Here is a 19,366-nt window from a genome sequence, read left to right as displayed (position 1 = left end):
CTGCGGGAGCTGATCGGCGCCGAGGCGGGCGGCCAGGGCCGTCGAGCCCCGGTCCGGGCCGGCCGGGCCAGGTGGTCAGCGGTCGAGGAGGCGGTCGAACTGCGTCGTGGTGTGGCGCAGGTGGGCGACCAGCTCGTCACCGACCTTCGGCTCCGGCGCGTCCGAGGGCACGAACAGGATCGAGACCTGCATGTGCGGCGGCTCGGCGAACCAGCGCTGCTTGCCGCCCCAGACGAACGGCGACAGATTCCGGTTGACCGTGGCGAGACCGGCCCGGGCCACGCCCTTGGCCCGCGGCATCACCCCGTGCAGGGCCTTCGGCGCCTCCAGTCCCACGCCGTGCGAGGTGCCGCCGGCCACGACCACCAGGAAGCCGTCCGAGGCCGCCTTCTGCTGCCGGTAGCCGAACCGCTCCCCCTTGACGACCCGGGTGACGTCCAGGACGGCCCCGCGGTACTCGGTGGCGTCGTGGTCACCCAGCCACAGCCGGGTGCCGATCCGGGCACGGAAGCGGGTCTGCGGGAACTGCTGCTGGAGGCGGGCCAGTTCCTCGGCCTTGAGGTGGCTGACGAACATGGTGTGCAGCGGCAGCCGGGCCGCGCGCAGCCGGTCCATCCAGCCGATGACCTCCTCGACGGCGTCCGAGCCGTCGGTGCGGTCCAGCGGCAGGTGGATGGCGAAGCCCTCCAGCCGGACGTTCTCGATGGCGGCGTGCAGCTGCGGCAGCTCCTGCTCGCTGATGCCGTGCCGCTTCATCGAGGACATCACCTCGATGACCACCCGGGCGCCGACGAGACCGTAGACCCCGTCGATCGAGGAGACCGACCGGATGACCCGGTCGGGCAGCGGCACGGGCTCCTCGCCGCGCCGGTACGGCGTCAGGACCAGCAGGTCGCCGCCGAAGAAGTCCTTGATCCGGGCGGCCTCGTACGTCGTGCCGACGGCCAGCACGTCGGAGCCGAGCCGGGTGGCCTCCTCAGCCAGCCGCTCGTGCCCGAAGCCGTAGCCGTTGCCCTTGCAGACCGGGACCAGTGCGGGGAACTGCTCCTGCACGTGCTTGTGGTGCGCCCGCCAGCGCGCGGTGTCGACGTAGAGCGTGAGCGCCATGGCCGGACCTGGAACCTTTCTCGTGGCAGCGTGTGTCGGGGGTGGGGAACGCGGCGTCAGCGACGCGACATGTAGAGGTCGAGTGCCTTGTGGAGCAGCTTGTTGAGCGGGAAGTCCCACTCGCCGAGGTACTCTCCGGCCTCGCCGCCGGTGCCGACCTTGAACTGGATCAGGCCGAAGAGGTGGTCGGTCTCGTCCAGGGAGTCGGAGATGCCGCGCAGGTCGTAGACGGTGGCGCCGAGCGCGTAGGCGTCGCGCAGCATCGTCCACTGCATGGCGTTGGAGGGCCTCACCTCGCGCCCGATGTTGTCGGAGGCGCCGTAGGAGTACCAGACGTGCCCGCCGACGACCAGCATCGTCGCCGCCGAAAGGTTCACGCCGTTGTGGCGGGCGAAGTACAGCCGCATGCGGTTGGGGTCCTCGGTGTTGAGGGCCGTCCACATGCGCTGGAAGTAGGAGAGCGGACGGGGCCGGAAGTGGTCGCGCACGGCCGTGATCTCGTACAGCCGCTGCCACTCCTCCAGGTCGTGGTAGCCGCCCTGGACGACCTCGACGCCGGCCTTCTCGGCCTTCTTGATGTTGCGGCGCCACAGCTGGTTGAAGTTCTTGTGGACCTCTTCCAGGGACCGGTTGGCCAGCGGGACCTGGAAGACGTAGCGCGGCTGCACGTCGCCGAAGCCGGCGCCGCCGTCCTCGCCCTGCTGCCAGCCCATCTTGCGCAGCTTGTCGGCCACCTCGAAGGCGCGCGGTTCGATGAAGTCGGCCTCGATGTCGCGCAGGCGTTTGACGTCCGGGTCCTGGATGCCCTTCTTGATGGACGCCGCCCCCCAGCGCCGGATGATCACCGGCGGGCCCATCTTGACCGAAAAGGCACCCTGGCGCTTGAGGTGCGCCAGCATCGGTTCCAGCCACTCCTGGAGGTTCGGCGCGAACCAGTTGATGACCGGGCCCTCGGGCAGGTAGGCGAGGTAACGCTTGATCTTGGGCAGCTGGCGGTAGAGGACTAGACCCGCGCCGACCAGTTCGCCGGTCCGGTCGTCGAACCAGCCGAGGTTCTCCGAACGCCATTCCGCCTTGACGTCTGCCCATGCCGGGACCTGCATGTGACTCGCCGACGGCAGGCTCTGGATGTACGCCAGATGCTGCTCGCGACTGATGGTCCTCAGGGTCAGGCTCATTCGGGGCGCTCCTCGGGCTGGTTCGTCCCCATGGGTACAGGGGCTCCGGCTCTCGCGCGAAGCCTACTGCGCCCGCGGCGCGCCCCGACTGGGCCCACGGCTCCTTTGCCCGGGCCGGGCCGGGACCCGCCGGAGGCCGGAGCGTCACCCGCTGTTCGATTGTGGTGTCCCTGGCGTCAGTCGATGACCCCGCCGAACAGTCCGCCGTGCGCCATGCCCAGGAGGAGGCCCACGCCCGCGGCTCCCATGCCCACGATCAGGCCGAAGCGCTCACGGGTGGTCACCGAGAGCCACAGGCCGTAGGCGCCGGCGACGATGCCGAGCAAGCCGGTCCAGGAGCTGAGCAGGTGCAGATGGTGGAACATCGCGGTGATGAACGACGTGACGCCCAGCACCAGGGTCGCGGCCATCAGGGCGTCCTGGATCGGATGGGGCTTGCCGTCCGTGGCGAAGAGGCCGCCGGCGGTGTCGGTTCGCATTACCTGTGCCATGGGGCACCTCCTGCGATAGGCGGCGCATGGTAGCGCCCTACACACCCTTTGTGTACAGATTGTCTGCCTCTCCGGCCGGATTTCAACCGGAAGCCGAGGTGCGGGTACTGTGTACCGTCTGCACCGGTGTCTGCTCAGTCGCAGCCTTGAGAGCCCTCGACGATCGTCCTGATTGTCAGTGGCCGCTGCTCTACTGATGACAGGTACCGAGGCGAACGCATCACAACCCTCCTGCCACGGAACGACCGTGGCCGCTGAGTCCAAAGGAGGTGGGTTCCACATGCGTCACTACGAGGTGATGGTCATCCTCGACCCCGATGTCGAGGAGCGCGCTGTCTCTCCGCTGATCGAGAACTTCCTGTCCGTCGTCCGTGACGGTGGCGGAAAGGTCGAGAAGGTCGACACCTGGGGCCGTCGTCGTCTCTCGTACGAGATCAAGAAGAAGCCCGAGGGCATCTACTCGGTCATCGACCTGCAGGCCGAGCCTGCGGTCGTCAAGGAGCTCGACCGCCAGATGAACCTGAACGAGTCGGTCCTCCGGACCAAGGTCCTCCGTCCCGAGACCCACTGAGCTTCCGCTCAGCCGGTCCGGGATTCGAGTAGCAGCACAAGCAGCCAGCAGCAAACCCGCCGAGAGGTTCCCCCATGGCAGGCGAGACCGTCATCACGGTCGTCGGCAATCTTGTCGACGACCCCGAGCTGCGCTTCACCCCCTCCGGTGCGGCCGTCGCGAAGTTCCGTGTCGCGTCCACTCCCCGCACCTTCGACCGCCAGACCAACGAGTGGAAGGACGGCGAGAGCCTCTTCCTGACCTGCTCGGTCTGGCGCCAGGCGGCGGAGAACGTCGCAGAGTCGCTCCAGCGAGGCATGCGCGTCATCGTGCAGGGCCGGCTGAAGCAGCGGTCCTACGAGGACCGTGAGGGCGTCAAGCGCACGGTCTACGAGCTGGACGTCGACGAGGTCGGCGCCAGCCTGCGCAATGCCACGGCCAAGGTCACCAAGACCTCGGGCCAGGGCCGCGGAGGCCAGGGCGGCTACGGCGGTGGTGGCGGCGGCGCCCAGGGTGGCGGCGGCTGGGGCGGCGGCCCCGGCGGCGGCCAGCAGGGCGGCGGCGCTCCGGCCGACGACCCGTGGGCGACCGGCGCTCCCGCCGGTGGCCAGCAGGGCGGCGGCGGTGGCGGCGGCTGGGGTGGAAACTCCGGCGGCGGTGGCGGCGGCTACTCGGACGAGCCCCCCTTCTAGGGCGCCCCTTCCAGGGACGTCCCCCAGGGACGGGTTCGTACTCACACTTCTTGATCACACAGGAGAATCACCATGGCGAAGCCGCCTGTGCGCAAGCCGAAGAAGAAGGTCTGCGCTTTCTGCAAGGACAAGGTCACGTACGTGGACTACAAGGACACGAACATGCTGCGGAAGTTCATTTCCGACCGCGGCAAGATTCGTGCCCGCCGCGTGACCGGCAACTGCACCCAGCACCAGCGTGACGTCGCCACGGCCGTGAAGAACAGCCGTGAGATGGCGCTGCTGCCCTACACCTCCACCGCGCGATAAGGGAAGGGTGACCGACTCATGAAGATCATCCTCACCCACGAGGTCTCCGGCCTCGGTGCCGCGGGCGACGTCGTCGACGTCAAGGACGGTTACGCTCGCAACTACCTGATCCCGCGGAAGTTCGCCATCCGCTGGACCAAGGGCGGCGAGAAGGACGTCGAGCAGATCCGTCGTGCTCGCAAGATCCACGAGATCCAGACCATCGAGCAGGCCAACCAGGTGAAGGCCCAGCTCGAGGGCGTCAAGGTCCGCCTGGCCGTCCGTGCCGGCGAGGCCGGTCGTCTCTTCGGTTCCGTCACCCAGGCCGACATCGCCTCGGCGATCAAGGCTGCCGGTGGCCCCGAGGTCGACAAGCGCCGCATCGAGGTCGGTTCGCCGATCAAGACGCTGGGCGCCCACGAGACGTCCGTGCGTCTGCACCCCGAGGTCGACGCCAAGGTCAACCTCGAGGTGGTCGCGGCCTGAGTGCCGTACCCGCTCAGCGGTGAGTGAGGGGGCCGCGTCCTTCTGGGACGCGGCCCCCTCCTCGCGTACGGAAGACTTCGCGCTGACGTGTGCGGCGACAGCGCGTGGTTCACGCTGTCGCCCGTTGTTTCACGTGAAACGGTCAGCGCGTGGCACCCGTCACGACCCAGCGGCCGGAGCGTGTCCGCAGCCACAGCGTGGCCAGACGGACAGTCATCATCAGTGTCATGGCCGCCCACAGGGCGGTGAGCCCGCCGCCGAAGACGGGGACGAGCAACGCCACTGGGGTGAAGACCGCCAGGGTGATCAGCATCGCCCAGGCCAGGTACGGGCCGTCGCCCGCGCCCATCAGGACGCCGTCCAGGACGAAGACGACGCCGCAGACCGGCTGGGACAGCGCTACGACCACCAGAGCGGGCAGGGCCGCGTCCTTGACCGCGGAGTCACCGGTGAACAGGGGCAGGAAGGCCGGCCGGGTGGCCACCACCAGCACGCCGAGCACGATTCCTACCGCGACGCCCCACTGGACCATCCGCCGGCAGACGTCCCGGGCCCCTTGTCCGTCACCGGCTCCCAGATAGCGCCCGATGATGGCCTGTCCGGCGATGGCGATGGCATCGAGAGCGAAGGCGAGCAGGCTCCACAGGGACAGGATGATCTGGTGAGCCGCGATGTCGGCGTCACCGAGGCGGGCCGCCACAGCCGTCGTGATCATCAGGATCGCCCGCAGCGAGAGCGTACGGACCAGCAGGGGTACGCCGGCCTGGGCGGAGGCCCTGATCCCGGCGAGGTCCGGGCGCAGCGCGGCGCCGCGCCGACGCGCGCCGCGGACGACGACCACGAGATACACGGCGGCCATCGCGCACTGGGCGATGACCGTGCCCCAGGCCGAGCCCGCGATGCCGAGGCCGGCACCGTAGACCAGTACGGCGTTGAGGGCGGCGTTCGCGACGAAGCCCCCGACGGCCACGTACAGGGGAGTCCGGGTGTCCTGCAGGCCGCGCAGGACACCGGTCGCCGCGAGGACGACGAGCATGGCGGGGATGCCGAGCGAGGAGATGCGCAGATAGGTGGTGGCGTAGGGGGCCGCGGTGTCGGAGGCGCCGAAGAGCTCGACGAGCGACGGAGCCGTGGGCAGGACCACGGCGATGACGGCGGCGCCGAGCAGCAGGGCCAGCCAGATGCCGTCCATGCCCTGCCGGATGGCGGCCTGGAGATCGTCCGCGCCGACGCGCCGGGAGACGGCCGCCGTGGTGGCGTAGGCGAGGAAGACGAAGATGCTGACGGCGGTGGTCAGGAGGGCCGAGGCGACGCCGAGACCGGCGAGTTGCGCGGTGCCGAGATGGCCGACGATCGCACTGTCGGCCATGACGAAGAGCGGCTCGGCGACGAGCGCGCCGAAGGCGGGGACGGCCAGAGCGATGATCTCGCGGTCGTGCCGGGCCCGGGTGGGTCGGGAGCGCGCGGAGGCCTGTGTCATGGGCATCAATCTAATCTTCCACAGGTAAGAGATGCAAAGCTATTGTGACCCTTACTTTATGTCTCAGTGTGTGTATATCCGTGTACGGTCCACATCGATCTTGATCCGACCGGGCAAGTTTTTCTTCTGCACAGCCGGTGGATGGTAAAAGCGCTGGTCACGGCCGTCATGTGGGGGATGGCGAGGGCTTGTTCACAGGGCTGTCCACCGGGTCGTGCACAGGTTTCGCGGAGTTCTCCACAGCATCTGGGCCGTCGTCCACATGGCCTGTGGATAACCAGATTGGCTGACGGTGCCGACGGGCCTACGGTGGTCCGGCGCCCGCTCCGTCCATCGGTTCGCGAAACGGTATAAATCCGCCGCGCCGGAACCGGAGTTGGGCCTCTTATTCGTCAGTGCCGTGCCGTAGAACAGAGGGGCACGGCGAGGTCCGCACCGCGGACGGGAGGAGGTGGCTCGGTGAGCATTTCCGAGCCCTTGGACGAGCCGTGGGCCGACAGCGGCCCAAGCGATCGTCTGCCCGCCTCCCGCCGCCGCGGTGACGGGGTGCGTGGCCGTGACGACCAGCACGAGCGCGGCCGGGAGAGCGGTGTCTGGGACGGCGCGGGCCCGGCGTTCGAGCGGGTCCCCCCGCAGGATCTGGACGCCGAGCAGTCGGTGCTCGGCGGCATGCTGCTGTCCAAGGACGCCATCGCCGATGTGGTGGAGATCCTCAAGGGCCACGACTTCTACAAGCCGGCCCACGAGACGATCTACCAGGCGATCCTCGACGTCTATGCCAAGGGCGAGCCCGCCGACCCGATCACGATCTCCGCCGAGCTGACCAAGCGGGGCGAGATCAACAAGGTCGGCGGGGCGTCGTACCTGCACACCCTCGTCCAGACCGTACCCACGGCGGCCAACGCCCCGCACTACGCCGAGATCGTCCACGAGCGGGCCGTCCTGCGCCGCCTGGTCGAGGCGGGCACGCGGATCACGCAGATGGGATACGCGGCCGACGACGACGTCGACGAGATCGTCAACCGGGCGCAGGCGGAGATCTACGCGGTCACCGAACAGCGGACCAGCGAGGACTACCTGCCGCTCGGCGACATCATGGAGGGCGCGCTCGACGAGATCGAGGCGATCGGCTCGCGCAGCGGCGAGATGACCGGGGTGCCGACCGGTTTCACCGACTTCGACTCGCTGACCAACGGACTGCATCCCGGGCAGATGATCGTCATCGCGGCGCGTCCCGCCATGGGTAAGTCGACGCTGGCGCTGGACTTCGCGCGGGCCGCGTCGATCAAGCACAACCTCCCCAGTGTCGTCTTCTCCCTGGAGATGGGGCGCAACGAGATCGCGATGCGCCTGCTGTCCGCCGAGGCCCGCGTCGCCCTGCACCACATGCGGTCGGGCACGATGACCGACGACGACTGGACGCGGCTGGCCCGCCGGATGCCGGACGTCTCGGCGGCTCCGCTCTACATCGACGACTCCCCGAACCTGTCGATGATGGAGATCCGCGCCAAGTGCCGCCGCCTCAAGCAGCGCAACGACCTGAGGCTGGTCGTCATCGACTACCTCCAGCTGATGCAGTCCGGCGGGTCCAAGCGCGCCGAGAGCCGGCAGCAGGAGGTCTCGGACATGTCCCGTAACCTCAAGCTGCTGGCCAAGGAGCTGGAGATCCCGGTCATCGCGCTCTCCCAGCTCAACCGAGGTCCCGAGCAGCGCACGGACAAGAAGCCGATGGTCTCCGACCTGCGAGAGTCCGGTTCCATCGAGCAGGACGCGGACATGGTCATCCTGCTGCACCGCGAGGACGCCTACGAGAAGGAGTCGCCGCGCGCGGGCGAGGCCGACCTGATCGTGGCCAAGCACCGAAACGGTCCGACCGCGACGATCACGGTCGCCTTCCAGGGGCACTACTCGCGCTTCGTGGACATGGCGCAGACCTGATCCAGGCCCGCGGGGTCACCTCGACCCCTCCGAAATGAGCTCGACTCGGGGAGTCCGGGCGGGTGGACTGGGGCCATGACGTCACCTGAGGAAGACCTGCTTCCCGCCACCCGCCGTGCGCTGCTGCATCGGATCGCCGTGGCCCAGTCCGCGGGCCGGGCACCGTCTCTGACCGCTGCGGTCGTCCGCGGCGGGCGGACCGTCTGGCACGGTGCGCGGACATCGGTCGACGGGCACGCCCCGGACGCGGACGTGCAGTACCGGATCGGATCCATCACCAAGACCTTCACGGCCGTTCTCGTCCTGCGCCTGCGTGACGAGGGCCTGCTCGACCTGGGGGACCCGCTGGAGAAGCACCTGCCGGGCACCGGGGCGGGGGAGGCCACGATCGCCGGGCTGCTCGCCCACACCGGGGGCCTGGCGGCCGAGTCGCCGGCGCCCTGGTGGGAGCGGACCCCCGGTTCCCTCCGTCCCGAACTCGCCGATGTGCTGGGCGAACAGCCGTTCCTGCACCCGGTGGGCCGCCGGCACCACTACTCGAACCCGGGCTACACCCTGCTCGGCGCGTTGGTCGAGGAGGTGCGCGGAGCGCCCTGGGAGGACGTACTGCGTCGGGAGGTCCTCGAACCGCTGGGGCTGACGCGTACGAGCCCGGGTCCCCGTGCGCCGCACGCGGGCGGCTGGGCGGTGCATCCGTGGGCGGACGTGATGCTGGCCGAGCCCGTGGAGGACCTGGGGCGGATGGCGCCGGCCGGTCAGCTCTGGTCGACGGCCGGGGACCTGGCACGGTTCGCCGCGTTCCTGACGTACGGGGACGACAAGGTGCTGAGCGCGGAGAGCGTGCGGGAGATGCGGGCGCCGGCGGCACCCGCCGAGGCGGCGGATGTCGCGGACGGTATGACGTACGGCCTCGGTCTGCAGATCATGCACGGGGACGGACGGATGCTGGTGGGGCACTCCGGCTCGCTGCCGGGTTTCCTGGCCAACCTCACCATCGGTGTCGAGGACGACGTCGCGGCGGTGGTCCTGGCCAACTGCACCTCGGGTCCGCAGCTGTCCGTGGTGGGGGCCGACCTGGTCCGCATCGTCGCGGAGGCCGAGCCGCGGATTCCCGAGCCCTGGCGGCCGTTGCCGCAGGCCGACGCGTCCGTACTGGAGCTGGCGGGGCCGTGGTACTGGGGGACGAACGCCTTCGTCCTGCGTCTCACCGCCGACGAGGGTGTCTCCCTGGAGCCGTTGGCGGGTGGTGGCCGGCGCTCGCGGTTCCGGTCCAACGGCGACGGTACCTGGCGCGGCCTGGAGGGCTACTACGCCGGTGAGCTGCTGCGGGCCGTGCGGCGCCCGGACGGAACCGTGAGCCATCTCGACCTCGGTTCGTTCGTCTTCACGCGGCAGCCGTACGACGAGGACGCTCCCGTGCCAGGCGGGGTGGACCCGGAGGGGTGGCGGGGGATCGGCTGAGTGGCGGGAGTGCTCCGTTTCACGTGAAACGGAGCACTCCCGGTCGACCGTGCTCCGTCTTGTCAGAGCTGGAGCTTGAAGCCCACATGGGACGCCGAGAAGCCCAGCCGCTCATAGAAGCGGTGCGCGTCGGTGCGGCTGGCGTCGGAGGTCAGCTGCACCAGGGCACATCCGAGGCGACGTGACTCATCGATCGCCCACTGGATGAGCTGTGTCCCCAGGCCGCTGCCGCGGTCGTCGGCGTGGACACGTACGGCCTCGATCACCGACCGGGTCGCGCCGCGCCGGGACAGGCCGGGGATGACGGTCAGCTGGAGCGTGCCCACGACTCGTCCCGCGCGGACAGCGGTGATCAGTCGCTGGTTCGGGTCGGTGCTGAGCCGCTCGAAAGCAGCCAGGTACGGACGCAGATCGCCGGGCGACTCGCGCTGAGCGCCCAGCGGGTCGTCGGCCAGCATGGCGACGATCGCGGCGATGTCGTCCTCGACGGTCGGCCTTATTTCAAGATCTCCCATGTCCCGCACCCTACGCAGGGGGCGGCGGCATGGACCGCGGTTCCGAACGGGCTCAGGCGGGGACCGGTGCCTTCAGGGTCTCGATGGCCCGGACCAGCGGGGCGATGTCGGGGTTCCGCGAGGCTTCGTCGAGGGCTTCACGCAGCGCGGTGTCGTTGGTGGGCCGGGCTTCCTCCAGCAGCTTCAGACCGTCCTCGGTGACATTGGTGTAGATGCCGCGACGGTCGGTGGGGCAGAGGTAGCGCTCCAGCAGGCCGCGGTCCTCAAGACGGGTCACCAGGCGGGTGGTGGCGCTCTGACTGAGCACCACCGCGTCGGCGACCTGCTTCATCTGCAGATGCCCTCCGTCACCTTCGTGCTGGCGGCTGAGTACGTCGAGCAGGGAGTACTCGCGCACGCTGAGGCCGTGACCGGCCTGCAGGGCGCGCTCGATGTGGGTCTCGATCCTCCCGTGGAGCAGGGAGAGGGCGCACCATCCCTGGGCGAGGGCGGTGAGTGCGGGGTCTGTCGCTGTCATGGCGTTCCTCCGTCCCGGAGCGGCTGAGACAAGGGTAAGCCAGGAATGCAATAGATGGCGTTTGCCGTTAGCCAGCGTATGCAACTATTGTGGGCGCGGTTCAAGCGCTCCTGCAATCTCTGGAAAGGTGTACCCGCTCATGCCTCTCGCGCTCCTCGCCCTGGCGATCGGGGCCTTCGGGATCGGAACGACCGAGTTCGTGATCATGGGGCTGCTGCCCGAGGTCGCCGGTGACTACGGGGTCTCCATTCCCACCGCCGGTTTCCTGGTGACCGGCTACGCCCTCGGCGTCATGTTCGGCGCTCCGCTGATGACCGTCCTCGGCACCAGGATCCCCCGCAAGCGGATGCTGATGCTGCTGATGGGGCTGTTCGTCGTCGGCAACCTGCTTTCCGCTCTCGCCCCCTCCTTCTGGGTCATGGTGACCGGCCGGGTGGTGGCCTCGCTCGCCCATGGCGCCTTCTTCGGGATCGGCTCGGTCGTCGCCGCCGATCTGGTGGCTCCCGACAAGAAGGCCGGAGCCATCGCCATGATGTTCACCGGGCTGACCGTCGCCAACGTGGTCGGTGTCCCGCTGGGCACCCTCGTCGGTCAGTCCGTCGGCTGGCGGGTCACCTTCGGCCTCGTCGCCGCACTCGGCGTCGTCGGCCTGGCCGGCATCGCGAAACTGGTCCCCGACCTGCCGAAGCCCGAGGGAGTGCGGCTCCGGCATGAGCTGGCCGCCTTCCGGAACGTCCAGGTCCTGCTCGCGATGGCGATGACCGTCCTCGGATTCGGCGGGGTCTTCGCGGCCATCACCTACATCGCGCCGATGATGACCCACGTCGCGGGGTTCGCCGACGCCTCGGTCACCTGGCTGCTGGTGCTCTTCGGACTCGGCATGGTCGGTGGCAACCTGGTCGGCGGCCGGCTGGCCGACCGGGCCACGATGCCCCTGCTGTACGTCTCCCTGAGCGCCTTGGCCGTGGTGCTGGCGCTGTTCACGCTCACCGCGCACAACGAGATCACGGCGGCCGTGACCATCGTGCTGATCGGCGCCCTCGGTTTCGCGACCGTTCCGCCGCTGCAGAAGCGTGTCCTCGACCAGGCCCACGGAGCCCCGACCCTGGCCTCCGCCGTGAACATCGGTGCCTTCAACCTGGGCAACGCGCTGTCCGCCTGGCTCGGGGGTCTCGTCATCGCCGCCGGACTGGGCTACACCGCCCCGAACTGGGTGGGTGCCGTCCTGGCCGCGGCGGCCTTGGTCCTCGCCTTCCTCTCGGCCGCCCTCGAGCGGCGCGACGGTGCGCGCAGCACGGTCGTCACGGGCTCCCTGCCGACCGGGCAGCGGACCGCCGTTCACTGAACAACCCCGTCCACCGATCCCCCTGCCGCGGCCTCCTGACCGAGGCGGTCGCGGAACCCGGACGCAGCGGGCCCCACAACCACACACAGCGGGCCCCACAGCACCCCGGATACCCCCGCAGAAACCCCCCGCAGAAAAGGGAGAACCCCCGATGAGCACCACCACAGCCCCCGCCCCGCTGACCACCCAGGACGCCGAAGCCCTCGTCACCGTCGCGTACCGCGCCGCCGAGGACGCCGGAGTCCGGGTCAGCGTCACCGTCCTCGACGCGGGTGGTCACCTGATCGCCTTCCGGCGCGACGACCGGGCCGTGCTGATCTCCGGGGAGACGAGTACCCGCAAGGCGTACACGGCGCTTCAGCTGGACAGCCCGACCGCTGACCTGGTCGAGGCGGTCCAGCCCGGTGGCGTCTTCCACACGCTGCCCACCGCGCTGGACCGGCCGCTGCTGTTCATCGCGGGCGGCGTGCCGGTCCACCGCGACGGCCGGCTGATCGGCGCCATCGGTGTCGGTGGCGGGGCTCCGGAACAGGACCACGCCTTCGCCTCGACCGCCGTGGAGTCCCTGGCCTGAGGTACCGACGGACGGACCGGCGGACCGGCGGACCGGGCCGCACGGTCTCACGGTCCGGCGGCACGGGCCGTTCGCCGGGGGGCGGACCGGGTCAGCCGGCCGCCACCGTCAGCGGAGCGAACCGGCGGCTCCAGTCCCCCGGCAGCTCGGTGATGCCATGGGTCATCACCGCGTTGCGGGCGACGGACGACAGGCCACGGGCCTTGACCCAGGCCAGCAGTTCCTCGTGCCGTACATCGATATCCGTGCGCAGTGGGCCGTCGGTCTGTGTGGCGAGGGAGGAGAGCAGAGCCTTGGCCGTCTCCGTGTCACGGGCGATGAGCGGGCCCACCACATGGCTGTCCGTGTTGGGCCAGGCCGCGGCGTAGCCGATGAGCCGGCCGTTCTCCTCCGCGACCCGGAACCGGTCGGCGAAGGCGGGCAGTCGCGCGAGGATGTGCGTGCGATCCGTCCCGAAGACCTCCCCGTCGAGTCGCACCACCGTGGTCAGGTCATCGGCCGTGGCCGCCCGCGTGGCGATCCGGGACGCGGGGCCGCCGCCCGGCGAGAAGTGTCCGCGGACCATTTCCGCGCTGCCGGTGACCTTGAAACCCAGCTCTTCGTAGAGCGGCCGGCCGTTCGGGGTCGCGTGCAAGGTCAGTGGCGTGGGGCCCATCGTCGACATGACGTGGCGCATGAGCCGGCGTCCGACTCCTCGGCGGGCGTGCCGCGCGGCGACCAGCACCATGCCGACGGCCGCGAGCGCCGGGCGCCCGGGAGGGCCGTACTCGGTGACGGTGCAGGCCGCCACCAGTCCGCCATCGGGGTCGTCGATGCCGTAGCCCTGCCCGGCCGTGAGGAGCAGGCCCCACTTGTGTTCTTCGCGGGGCCAGCCGCGGTCCTGGGACAGATCGGCGCACGCGGCCAGGTCGCGGAAGGTCAGGCGTCGGATCGGCAGAGCGGCGAGGGAAGGAGTCGGCACGCGGGCCAGGCTGTCTGACGGCGGCCCCTGCCGTCCACCTGTTTCCGGGGAGACGTACAGGCTTTTGGACATGTCATGGGTGACGTGTGCGGCTGGTGGTCCCGCGGTGGTGTTTCACGTGAAACAGCGGCGAACGCGGAATGTCGCCCCAGAAGGCTGACGGATCGGAGACAGACGGGCAGACGCGTCCCCGGACGCCCTCCTCATCCGCCGCACCCTGAGCGCCCCGGTCTCAGCCCAGGTCACGGGCGTGCAGGGCACGTACCCCCTCGATGTTGCCGTCCAGATAGTGCCGCAGTGACAGCGGGACGAGATGGACCGAGGCGATACCGACCCGCGTGAACGGCACCCGGACGATCTCGTACTCGCCGGCCGGCTCCTCGACTTCGGGGCCATGCCGCTGGGCCGGGTCCATGGACTCCAGACGGCAGACGAAGAAGTGCTGCACCTTCACGCCCGTCGCGCCGGCGTCCTCGCCGATGTGTTCCACCGTGTCCACGAAACAGGGCACCACGTCGGTGATCTTGGCACCGAGTTCCTCGTGCACCTCGCGGTGCAGCGCGTCGACGACGGTCGAGTCTCCTGGCTCGACTCCGCCGCCGGGGGTCACCCAGTAGGGATCCACACCGGGCTTGGTGCGCTTGATCAGAATCAGGTCGGCGCCGTCCAGGAGCACGGCACGGGCGGTGCGCTTGACCACGGGTCGGTCGGTCATGGGGGAAATGTGGCCCGGCTGGTTCCACGTGAAACATCGTGGAACGTCCCCGGACGGGCATGCTCAGTCCCAGTCGGCAGCGGCCTGCAACAGCCACTCGTGGGCCCGTGCGATGTGCGGCATCGCCAGCGTGCCGGTGCGCACCGCCAGGAAGTACGTCCGCAGCGGCGGCACCGCCGGGTCGTGCAGGGAGACCAGGTCGCCGCGCTTCAGCGCCTCGGCGCCGAGGTAACGGGGCAGTACCGCCAGCCCGGCACCCGCGACGGAGCAGGCGAGCACCGCCCGCAGGTCGGGGACGATGATCGTCCCCGGGGTGGTCGGGCACGCGTCGAAGACGGAGGCCCAATAGCGGGCCACGAAGGGCAGCGACTCGTGCACCTCGACCACGGGGACGCGCTCCAACGCGGACGTTCCGGCGCCGGCCCGCTGTGCGGCACCGATCTGCTTGGCCCAGCGAGGAGCGGCGACCAGGACGTGTTCCTCGTCGCAGAGCGGAGTCGCCGTGAGCAGAGCGCCGCGCGGACGGGCCGTACTGATGGCCAGATCGTGATGTCCGGCGGCCAGACCCTCCAGCGTCTCGTCCGCGTTGCCGAAGGAGGCGCGCAGGGCGAAACCCTGGCTGTCCTCGCCGGTGAGCTCCGTGAGCGCGGGCAGGGCCCGCTCGGCGGTGAACTCAGGGGGCCCGGCCAGATGCAGCGTCCGTAAGGACGACTCGTCGTCGAGGCCGGTCTCGGCTATCTCGACCAAGGCGTCGAGGTGGGGCGCGGCCTTGTGCGCCAGTTCGTCGCCGATGGTCGTGGGGGTCACGCCGCGGGCCTGGCGCAGGAAGAGCGGCCGGCCCAGTTGCCGCTCCAGCGTGCGGATCTGGGAGGTGACGGCGGGCTGGGAGAGGCCGAGCAGGGCGGCGGCACGGGTGAAGGAACCAGCCCGGTGCACCGTCACGAACGTCCGCAGCAAGGCCAGATCCACGAAAACCCTTCCCCTCTTCTGCCCTTCCCCCGGCCCCCCGGCACCGCCCAACTATAAATATGTCGATAGGACCCTGTCGCTACTGTGATTGGACACTGACACAGAGTCAACTAGCCTTGTGCACGCGGTTCTTCGCGCGCGGAACCGAGGGCGGTCCGAGCCACGAGGGGGGAGGCTCGGACCGCCCGCCCTGCCAGGAAACGCCTGCCCTGCCAGGGGACACGTCAGGTCAGTCCGCCGACACGTCCAGCGCCCGCAGCAGATCGGCCACCAGGTCCTCCGGATCCTCGGCACCGACCGACAGACGGACGAAGCCCTCCGGCACCGCGTCGCCGCCCCACCGCCCGCGCCGCTCCGCGGTGGACCGCAGGCCGCCGAAACTCGTCGCGTCGTCCACCAGGCGCAGCGCCTCCAGGAAACGATCTGCACGCGCGCGCGTGGGCAGCGTGAAGGAGACCACGCACCCATAGCGGCGCATCTGCCGCGAGGCGATCTCGTGCGACGGGTCGTCGGGCAGCCCCGGGTACCGCAGCCCGGTGACCTCAGGGCGGGTCCGCAGGACCTCGGCGACCTTGAGCGCGGTGGCGTTCTGCCGGTCGGCGCGCAGGTGGAGGGTGGCGAGCGAACGGTGGGCGAGCCACGCCTCCATGGGGCCGGGGATCGCACCGACGATCTTGCGCCAGCGCCGTACCGCGGTCATGGCCTCGCCGCCGCGGCCGGCGACGTACCCGAGGAGGATGTCACCGTGGCCGGTGAGCTGCTTGGTGCCGCTGGCCACCACGAAGTCCGCGCCGAGCTCCAGCGGGCGCTGCCCCAGCGGCGTGGCGAGGGTGTTGTCGACGGCGACCAGCGCGCCACGCGCGCGTGCCGCCTCGGCGAGCCGCCGGATGTCGCAGACGTCCAGGCCGGGGTTGGAGGGCGACTCGATCCACAGCAGCTTCGCCCCGTCCAGCACGTCGAGCTGGGCGTCCCCGCCGGTCGGCGCGGTGCGCACCTCGATGCCGTACGCCTCCAGCTGTGCGCGCACCAGCGGCAGCGCCTGGTAGCCGTCGTTCGGCAGCACGACCGCGTCGCCGGCGCGCAGCTGCGAGAAGAGCACCGAGGAGATCGCCGCCATGCCGGAGGCGAACACGAGCGTCTCCACGTCGTCGCGCCCCGGCGCCTCCAGCCCGCCGATGGCGCGCTCCAGCAGCGTCCAGGTGGGGTTCTCGTCGCGGCCGTACGTGTACGGACCGGTGGGGTCGCCCGGCAGATGGAAGTGGGCGGCGAACACCGGGCCGGGCAGGGTCGGCTCGTGTTTGACCGGCTCGGGCAGCCCGGCGCGCACGGCGCGCGTGCCGTCACCCGCGTCCTGCGGAAGCGCTGCCTCCGTGGAATCGCGCCCCTGGGTAGCGGAATCGTTCATGCCGCCTGTCCTTCCACTTGCTCACGTACGGCGGCGAGCAGACCGTCGCTCGCCGCCTCCACCATCTCAAGGCACTCCTCGAAACCGTCCATGCCCCCGTAGTAGGGGTCGGGTACGTCGAGGTCGTCGGCGTCGGCGGCGGGATCGTAGGAGCGCAGCAGGCGCACCTTGGCCGCGTCCTGCGCGGTGGGCGCCAGCCGGCGCAGCGCCCCGAGATGGCCGGAGTCGAGGGCGATGACGAGGTCCAGGCGGGAGAACCAGGAGGCGTGGAACTGCCGGGCCGTGTGGTCGAGGGCGTAACCGCCGGCCGCCAGGACGTCCAGGGTGCGCGGGTCCGCGCCCTCGCCCTCGTGCCAGCCGCCGGTGCCGGCGCTGTCGGCCTCGATCAGGCCGTCGAGCCCGGCGTCCGCCACGCGCGCGTGGAAGACGGCCTCGGCCATCGGTGAGCGGCAGATGTTGCCGCTGCAGACGAAACAGACGCGGTAGGTCATGGGGTCAGTCCTTGTCGGGCAGGACCATGTTCAGGGCCCAGGAGACGATCGAGATGATCAGGCCGCCGAGGACGGCGGTCCAGAACCCCTCCACATGGAAGCTGAGATCGAGCGCGTCGGCCAGCCATGAGGTGAGCAGCAGCATCAGCGCGTTCACCACCAGGGTGAACAGGCCGAGGGTCAGGACGAACAACGGAAACGTCAGCACCTGGACGATCGGCTTCACCAGAAGGTTCACCAGGCCGAAGACCAGGGCGACGAGGATCAGCGTGGCGGTCTTCTCGCCGGTGCCGCCCCCGGTCAGCGTGATCTTGTCGATGAGCCACACCGCGACCGCCAGGGCCGCCGCGTTGGCGATCGTCTTGACTACGAAATTCTTCATGTGTCTGATCGTGGCAGACACGATCGGCACCCCATGGTGAAGCAGGAGCGGACGAGGCGATGAAGGCATTCCGGCTGGACGAACTGGAGGCGGAACGCGCCGCCAACGACGGCGCCTACCTGCAATTCCTGCGAGAGCGGAACATGTCGGTCGGGCTGTACGCGCTCGACGCGGGAACCTCCGACCCGCAGCAGCCGCACGCGCAGGACGAGGTGTACTTCGTGGTCAGCGGCCGGGCCGCGATCACCGTCGGCATGGAGACGACCGAGGTGGCCCGCGGCAGCGTGGTGTACGTGCCGGCCGGGGTCGCCCACAAGTTCCACCACATCAGCGAGGACCTCAGGGTGCTGGTGGTCTTCTCGCCGCCCGAGGGCTGACCGGAAGTCTGAGCTGCGGCCTCCGGGTTCCCTAGGGGATCGGTCAGGGGAGGACAAGGGCTGCCGGGCCCCCGTACCGGACACCCGCCGCCTAGCATCGAGTGCAGGACATCAGGATTCCCGGACACCGGGAGATTCCCGGGAACGGGAGAGACGAGGACGAGGGCGATGCGTGAGATCTTCGCGGGACTGCCGTGGTGGGTGAAGTGGATCGCGGTGCCGGTCATCGCCCTGGTCGTGTTCGGCGGCATGATCGTCAGCGTGGCCACCTTCGTGATCGGGCTGCTCTTCAAGGTGCTGGTCTTCGTGGCCCTGGTCGGCGGACTGATCTACATCGTGCGCAAGTTCATGTCGAACTCCTCCTCACGCAGCGACTGGTGAGGCCGGCGGGGCACCGGTGGGGGTAACAGGAACCGCCGGGTCCCTCGCGCGAGGGACATTTCCCCGGCAGGCCGCCTGGGAGCGGTGACAGGCGGTTAAAGTCCGGAACTCCAGGCGGGGGCGACCCCGCAGCGGCGTACACCCCCACCCGTGTTCCCCGCAACGGCTGCCCCCTCGCTCCGGGAGTGACCCTTGGCCACGGCTGACACCGCACCAGTCCATCCGCCCGCGCTCCCCGCACAGCCCCGCTCCCCGGCACCCACCGCGGACGCCCCGGCCCCGGACCCTCCCTCCGGGACCCTCATCGGCTCCGTCCAGCGGGCGCTGCGCCTGCTGGAGTGCGTGGCCGGGCACCGGTACGGCGCCCCCGCCAAGCAACTGGCCCGGGAGACCGGGCTGGCGCTGCCCACGGCGTACCACCTGTTGCGCACCCTGGTGCACGAGGGCTATCTGCGCCGCGACAAGGGTCTGTTCTTCCTCGGGGAGGCGTCCGAGCGACTGAGCAGCAGCGGAACGCAGCAGAAACGTCGCAGCGCGCTGGCGGAGGCCCTCGCGGGGCTGAGCGAGACGATCGGCGCCCCCGTGTACTACGCGATGTACCGCGACGGGGAGGTCGACATCGTGTGCGTCGCCGACACCCCGGGTGCTCCCGCGGTCGAGGAATGGGCGGACTTCCGTGAGACGGCGCACGCGCACGCCATCGGGCAGTGCCTGCTGGCTCAGCTGGACGAGGCGGCCCGTCGGGACCACCTCGACCGCCATCCGGTGCGGCCCGTCACCCGGTACACCGTGCGCGACGACCACAGCCTGCTGAAGCGGCTGGAGCGCGTGAGCCGTACCGAGCCGGTGACCGAGTACCAGGAGTACGCGCTGGGCACGGTGTGCGGGGCGATCCCGCTCACCGTCGGCAGCACGGTGGCGACCGTGGCCATCTCCCTGCCCGTGCGCCAGGCCGACCGGCTGCTGCCCGCACTGCGCCAGTTGCAGGGCGAGGTGGGGCGAATCCTGGGGTCCCTTTCGCCTTCTATCAGTATGTGAAAACTAACTCCTTGTGATCTGGTGT

At 70.0% G+C, this 19,366-nt stretch carries 23 protein-coding genes; 11 read left to right on the top strand and 12 right to left on the bottom strand.

The genetic code is table 11. The features are described 5' to 3' along the window. Positions 1-75: 75 nt before the first annotated feature. The 3 genes from J7I94_RS23480 to J7I94_RS23470 form a co-directional block, all read right to left on the bottom strand. On the bottom strand, positions 76-1,107 hold the full coding sequence (locus J7I94_RS23480; RefSeq protein ID WP_215169689.1) for an alanine racemase: 1,032 nt from the start codon (positions 1,105-1,107) through the stop codon (positions 76-78). A 56-nt stretch (positions 1,108-1,163) separates the two neighbouring features. Then, the gene (gene femX, locus J7I94_RS23475) at positions 1,164-2,285 is read right to left on the bottom strand and encodes a peptidoglycan bridge formation glycyltransferase FemX (RefSeq protein ID WP_215169687.1); all 1,122 of its coding nucleotides are present in this window, start codon (positions 2,283-2,285) and stop codon (positions 1,164-1,166) included. Between the two features lie 176 nt (positions 2,286-2,461). Further along, complete coding sequence (locus J7I94_RS23470; RefSeq protein ID WP_215169686.1) at positions 2,462-2,776, bottom strand: hypothetical protein; 315 nt, start codon at positions 2,774-2,776, stop codon at positions 2,462-2,464. 280 nt (positions 2,777-3,056) lie between these two features. On the opposite strand from J7I94_RS23470, the gene rpsF reads away from it, so the two are divergent. The 4 genes from rpsF to rplI all read left to right on the top strand — a co-directional run bounded on the left by rpsF (position 3,057) and on the right by rplI (position 4,792). After that, entirely contained in the window at positions 3,057-3,347 is a 291-nt protein-coding gene (gene rpsF / locus J7I94_RS23465) for a 30S ribosomal protein S6 (protein ID WP_215169684.1), read from the top strand. A gap of 74 nt (positions 3,348-3,421) precedes the next feature. Further along, positions 3,422-4,018, top strand: a complete 597-nt coding sequence (locus tag J7I94_RS23460) for a single-stranded DNA-binding protein (protein WP_215169676.1) — start codon at positions 3,422-3,424, stop codon at positions 4,016-4,018. 72 nt (positions 4,019-4,090) lie between these two features. Beyond that, positions 4,091-4,327, top strand: coding sequence for a 30S ribosomal protein S18 (rpsR, locus tag J7I94_RS23455; protein WP_003949403.1), 237 nt, complete (start codon positions 4,091-4,093; stop codon positions 4,325-4,327). 18 nt (positions 4,328-4,345) lie between these two features. Next, entirely contained in the window at positions 4,346-4,792 is a 447-nt protein-coding gene (rplI, locus tag J7I94_RS23450) for a 50S ribosomal protein L9 (RefSeq protein ID WP_215169674.1), read from the top strand. A 142-nt stretch (positions 4,793-4,934) separates the two neighbouring features. Here rplI and J7I94_RS23445 read toward each other — a convergent pair whose 3' ends face one another. Continuing rightward, positions 4,935-6,272 (bottom strand): MATE family efflux transporter, encoded by a 1,338-nt coding sequence (locus tag J7I94_RS23445; RefSeq protein ID WP_215169715.1) that lies wholly within the window; start codon positions 6,270-6,272, stop codon positions 4,935-4,937. A gap of 459 nt (positions 6,273-6,731) precedes the next feature. On the opposite strand from J7I94_RS23445, the gene dnaB reads away from it, so the two are divergent. Together dnaB and J7I94_RS23435 are read left to right on the top strand one after the other, a co-directional pair. Further along, positions 6,732-8,210, top strand: coding sequence for a replicative DNA helicase (gene dnaB, locus J7I94_RS23440; protein WP_215169672.1), 1,479 nt, complete (start codon positions 6,732-6,734; stop codon positions 8,208-8,210). A 75-nt stretch (positions 8,211-8,285) separates the two neighbouring features. Then, positions 8,286-9,671 (top strand): serine hydrolase, encoded by a 1,386-nt coding sequence (locus J7I94_RS23435; protein ID WP_215169670.1) that lies wholly within the window; start codon positions 8,286-8,288, stop codon positions 9,669-9,671. Between the two features lie 62 nt (positions 9,672-9,733). Here the strand turns inward: J7I94_RS23435 and J7I94_RS23430 are convergent, their stop codons facing one another. Further along, entirely contained in the window at positions 9,734-10,186 is a 453-nt protein-coding gene (locus J7I94_RS23430) for a GNAT family N-acetyltransferase (protein ID WP_215169668.1), read from the bottom strand. A gap of 52 nt (positions 10,187-10,238) precedes the next feature. Beyond that, positions 10,239-10,703, bottom strand: coding sequence for a MarR family winged helix-turn-helix transcriptional regulator (locus tag J7I94_RS23425; protein ID WP_215169665.1), 465 nt, complete (start codon positions 10,701-10,703; stop codon positions 10,239-10,241). Between the two features lie 139 nt (positions 10,704-10,842). Between J7I94_RS23425 and J7I94_RS23420 the strand changes: the two genes are divergently transcribed. Together J7I94_RS23420 and J7I94_RS23415 are read left to right on the top strand one after the other, a co-directional pair. Then, positions 10,843-12,048, top strand: a complete 1,206-nt coding sequence (locus J7I94_RS23420) for an MFS transporter (RefSeq protein WP_215169663.1) — start codon at positions 10,843-10,845, stop codon at positions 12,046-12,048. A 151-nt stretch (positions 12,049-12,199) separates the two neighbouring features. Further along, positions 12,200-12,622, top strand: a complete 423-nt coding sequence (locus tag J7I94_RS23415; RefSeq protein WP_215169661.1) for a heme-binding protein — start codon at positions 12,200-12,202, stop codon at positions 12,620-12,622. Between the two features lie 91 nt (positions 12,623-12,713). Here the strand turns inward: J7I94_RS23415 and J7I94_RS23410 are convergent, their stop codons facing one another. The 6 genes from J7I94_RS23410 to J7I94_RS23385 form a co-directional block, all read right to left on the bottom strand. Further along, on the bottom strand, positions 12,714-13,583 hold the full coding sequence (locus J7I94_RS23410) for a GNAT family N-acetyltransferase (RefSeq protein ID WP_215169659.1): 870 nt from the start codon (positions 13,581-13,583) through the stop codon (positions 12,714-12,716). Positions 13,584-13,815: 232 nt separating this feature from the next. Next, positions 13,816-14,298: an NUDIX domain-containing protein gene (locus J7I94_RS23405; protein WP_215169657.1), complete on the bottom strand. Its 483-nt coding sequence runs from the start codon at positions 14,296-14,298 to the stop codon at positions 13,816-13,818. A gap of 63 nt (positions 14,299-14,361) precedes the next feature. After that, positions 14,362-15,267: a LysR family transcriptional regulator gene (locus J7I94_RS23400; RefSeq protein ID WP_215169655.1), complete on the bottom strand. Its 906-nt coding sequence runs from the start codon at positions 15,265-15,267 to the stop codon at positions 14,362-14,364. Between the two features lie 229 nt (positions 15,268-15,496). Continuing rightward, positions 15,497-16,672, bottom strand: a complete 1,176-nt coding sequence (locus J7I94_RS23395; protein WP_215169653.1) for a cystathionine gamma-lyase — start codon at positions 16,670-16,672, stop codon at positions 15,497-15,499. Then, positions 16,669-17,163 (bottom strand): low molecular weight protein-tyrosine-phosphatase, encoded by a 495-nt coding sequence (locus J7I94_RS23390; protein ID WP_215169651.1) that lies wholly within the window; start codon positions 17,161-17,163, stop codon positions 16,669-16,671. The genes J7I94_RS23395 and J7I94_RS23390 overlap by 4 nt, the downstream gene beginning before the upstream one ends. Before the next feature lie 4 nt (positions 17,164-17,167). After that, positions 17,168-17,545 carry a phage holin family protein gene (locus tag J7I94_RS23385; RefSeq protein WP_215169649.1) on the bottom strand — a complete coding sequence of 126 codons (378 nt, stop codon included), beginning with the start codon at positions 17,543-17,545 and terminating at the stop codon, positions 17,168-17,170. Between the two features lie 59 nt (positions 17,546-17,604). Between J7I94_RS23385 and J7I94_RS23380 the strand changes: the two genes are divergently transcribed. From J7I94_RS23380 to J7I94_RS23370, 3 genes are all read left to right on the top strand, one after another. Beyond that, positions 17,605-17,922 carry a cupin domain-containing protein gene (locus J7I94_RS23380; protein WP_215169647.1) on the top strand — a complete coding sequence of 106 codons (318 nt, stop codon included), beginning with the start codon at positions 17,605-17,607 and terminating at the stop codon, positions 17,920-17,922. 168 nt (positions 17,923-18,090) lie between these two features. Further along, positions 18,091-18,303, top strand: coding sequence for a DUF5326 family protein (locus tag J7I94_RS23375; RefSeq protein WP_215169645.1), 213 nt, complete (start codon positions 18,091-18,093; stop codon positions 18,301-18,303). A gap of 192 nt (positions 18,304-18,495) precedes the next feature. Beyond that, the gene (locus tag J7I94_RS23370) at positions 18,496-19,341 is read left to right on the top strand and encodes a helix-turn-helix domain-containing protein (protein WP_215169643.1); all 846 of its coding nucleotides are present in this window, start codon (positions 18,496-18,498) and stop codon (positions 19,339-19,341) included. Positions 19,342-19,366: the final 25 nt, after the last annotated feature.

This window comes from Streptomyces sp. ISL-12 (assembly GCF_018614415.1).
In the GTDB taxonomy this organism is placed as follows: Bacteria; Actinomycetota; Actinomycetes; order Streptomycetales; family Streptomycetaceae; genus Streptomyces.
This window is presented reverse-complemented; position numbering and strand designations above follow the sequence as displayed.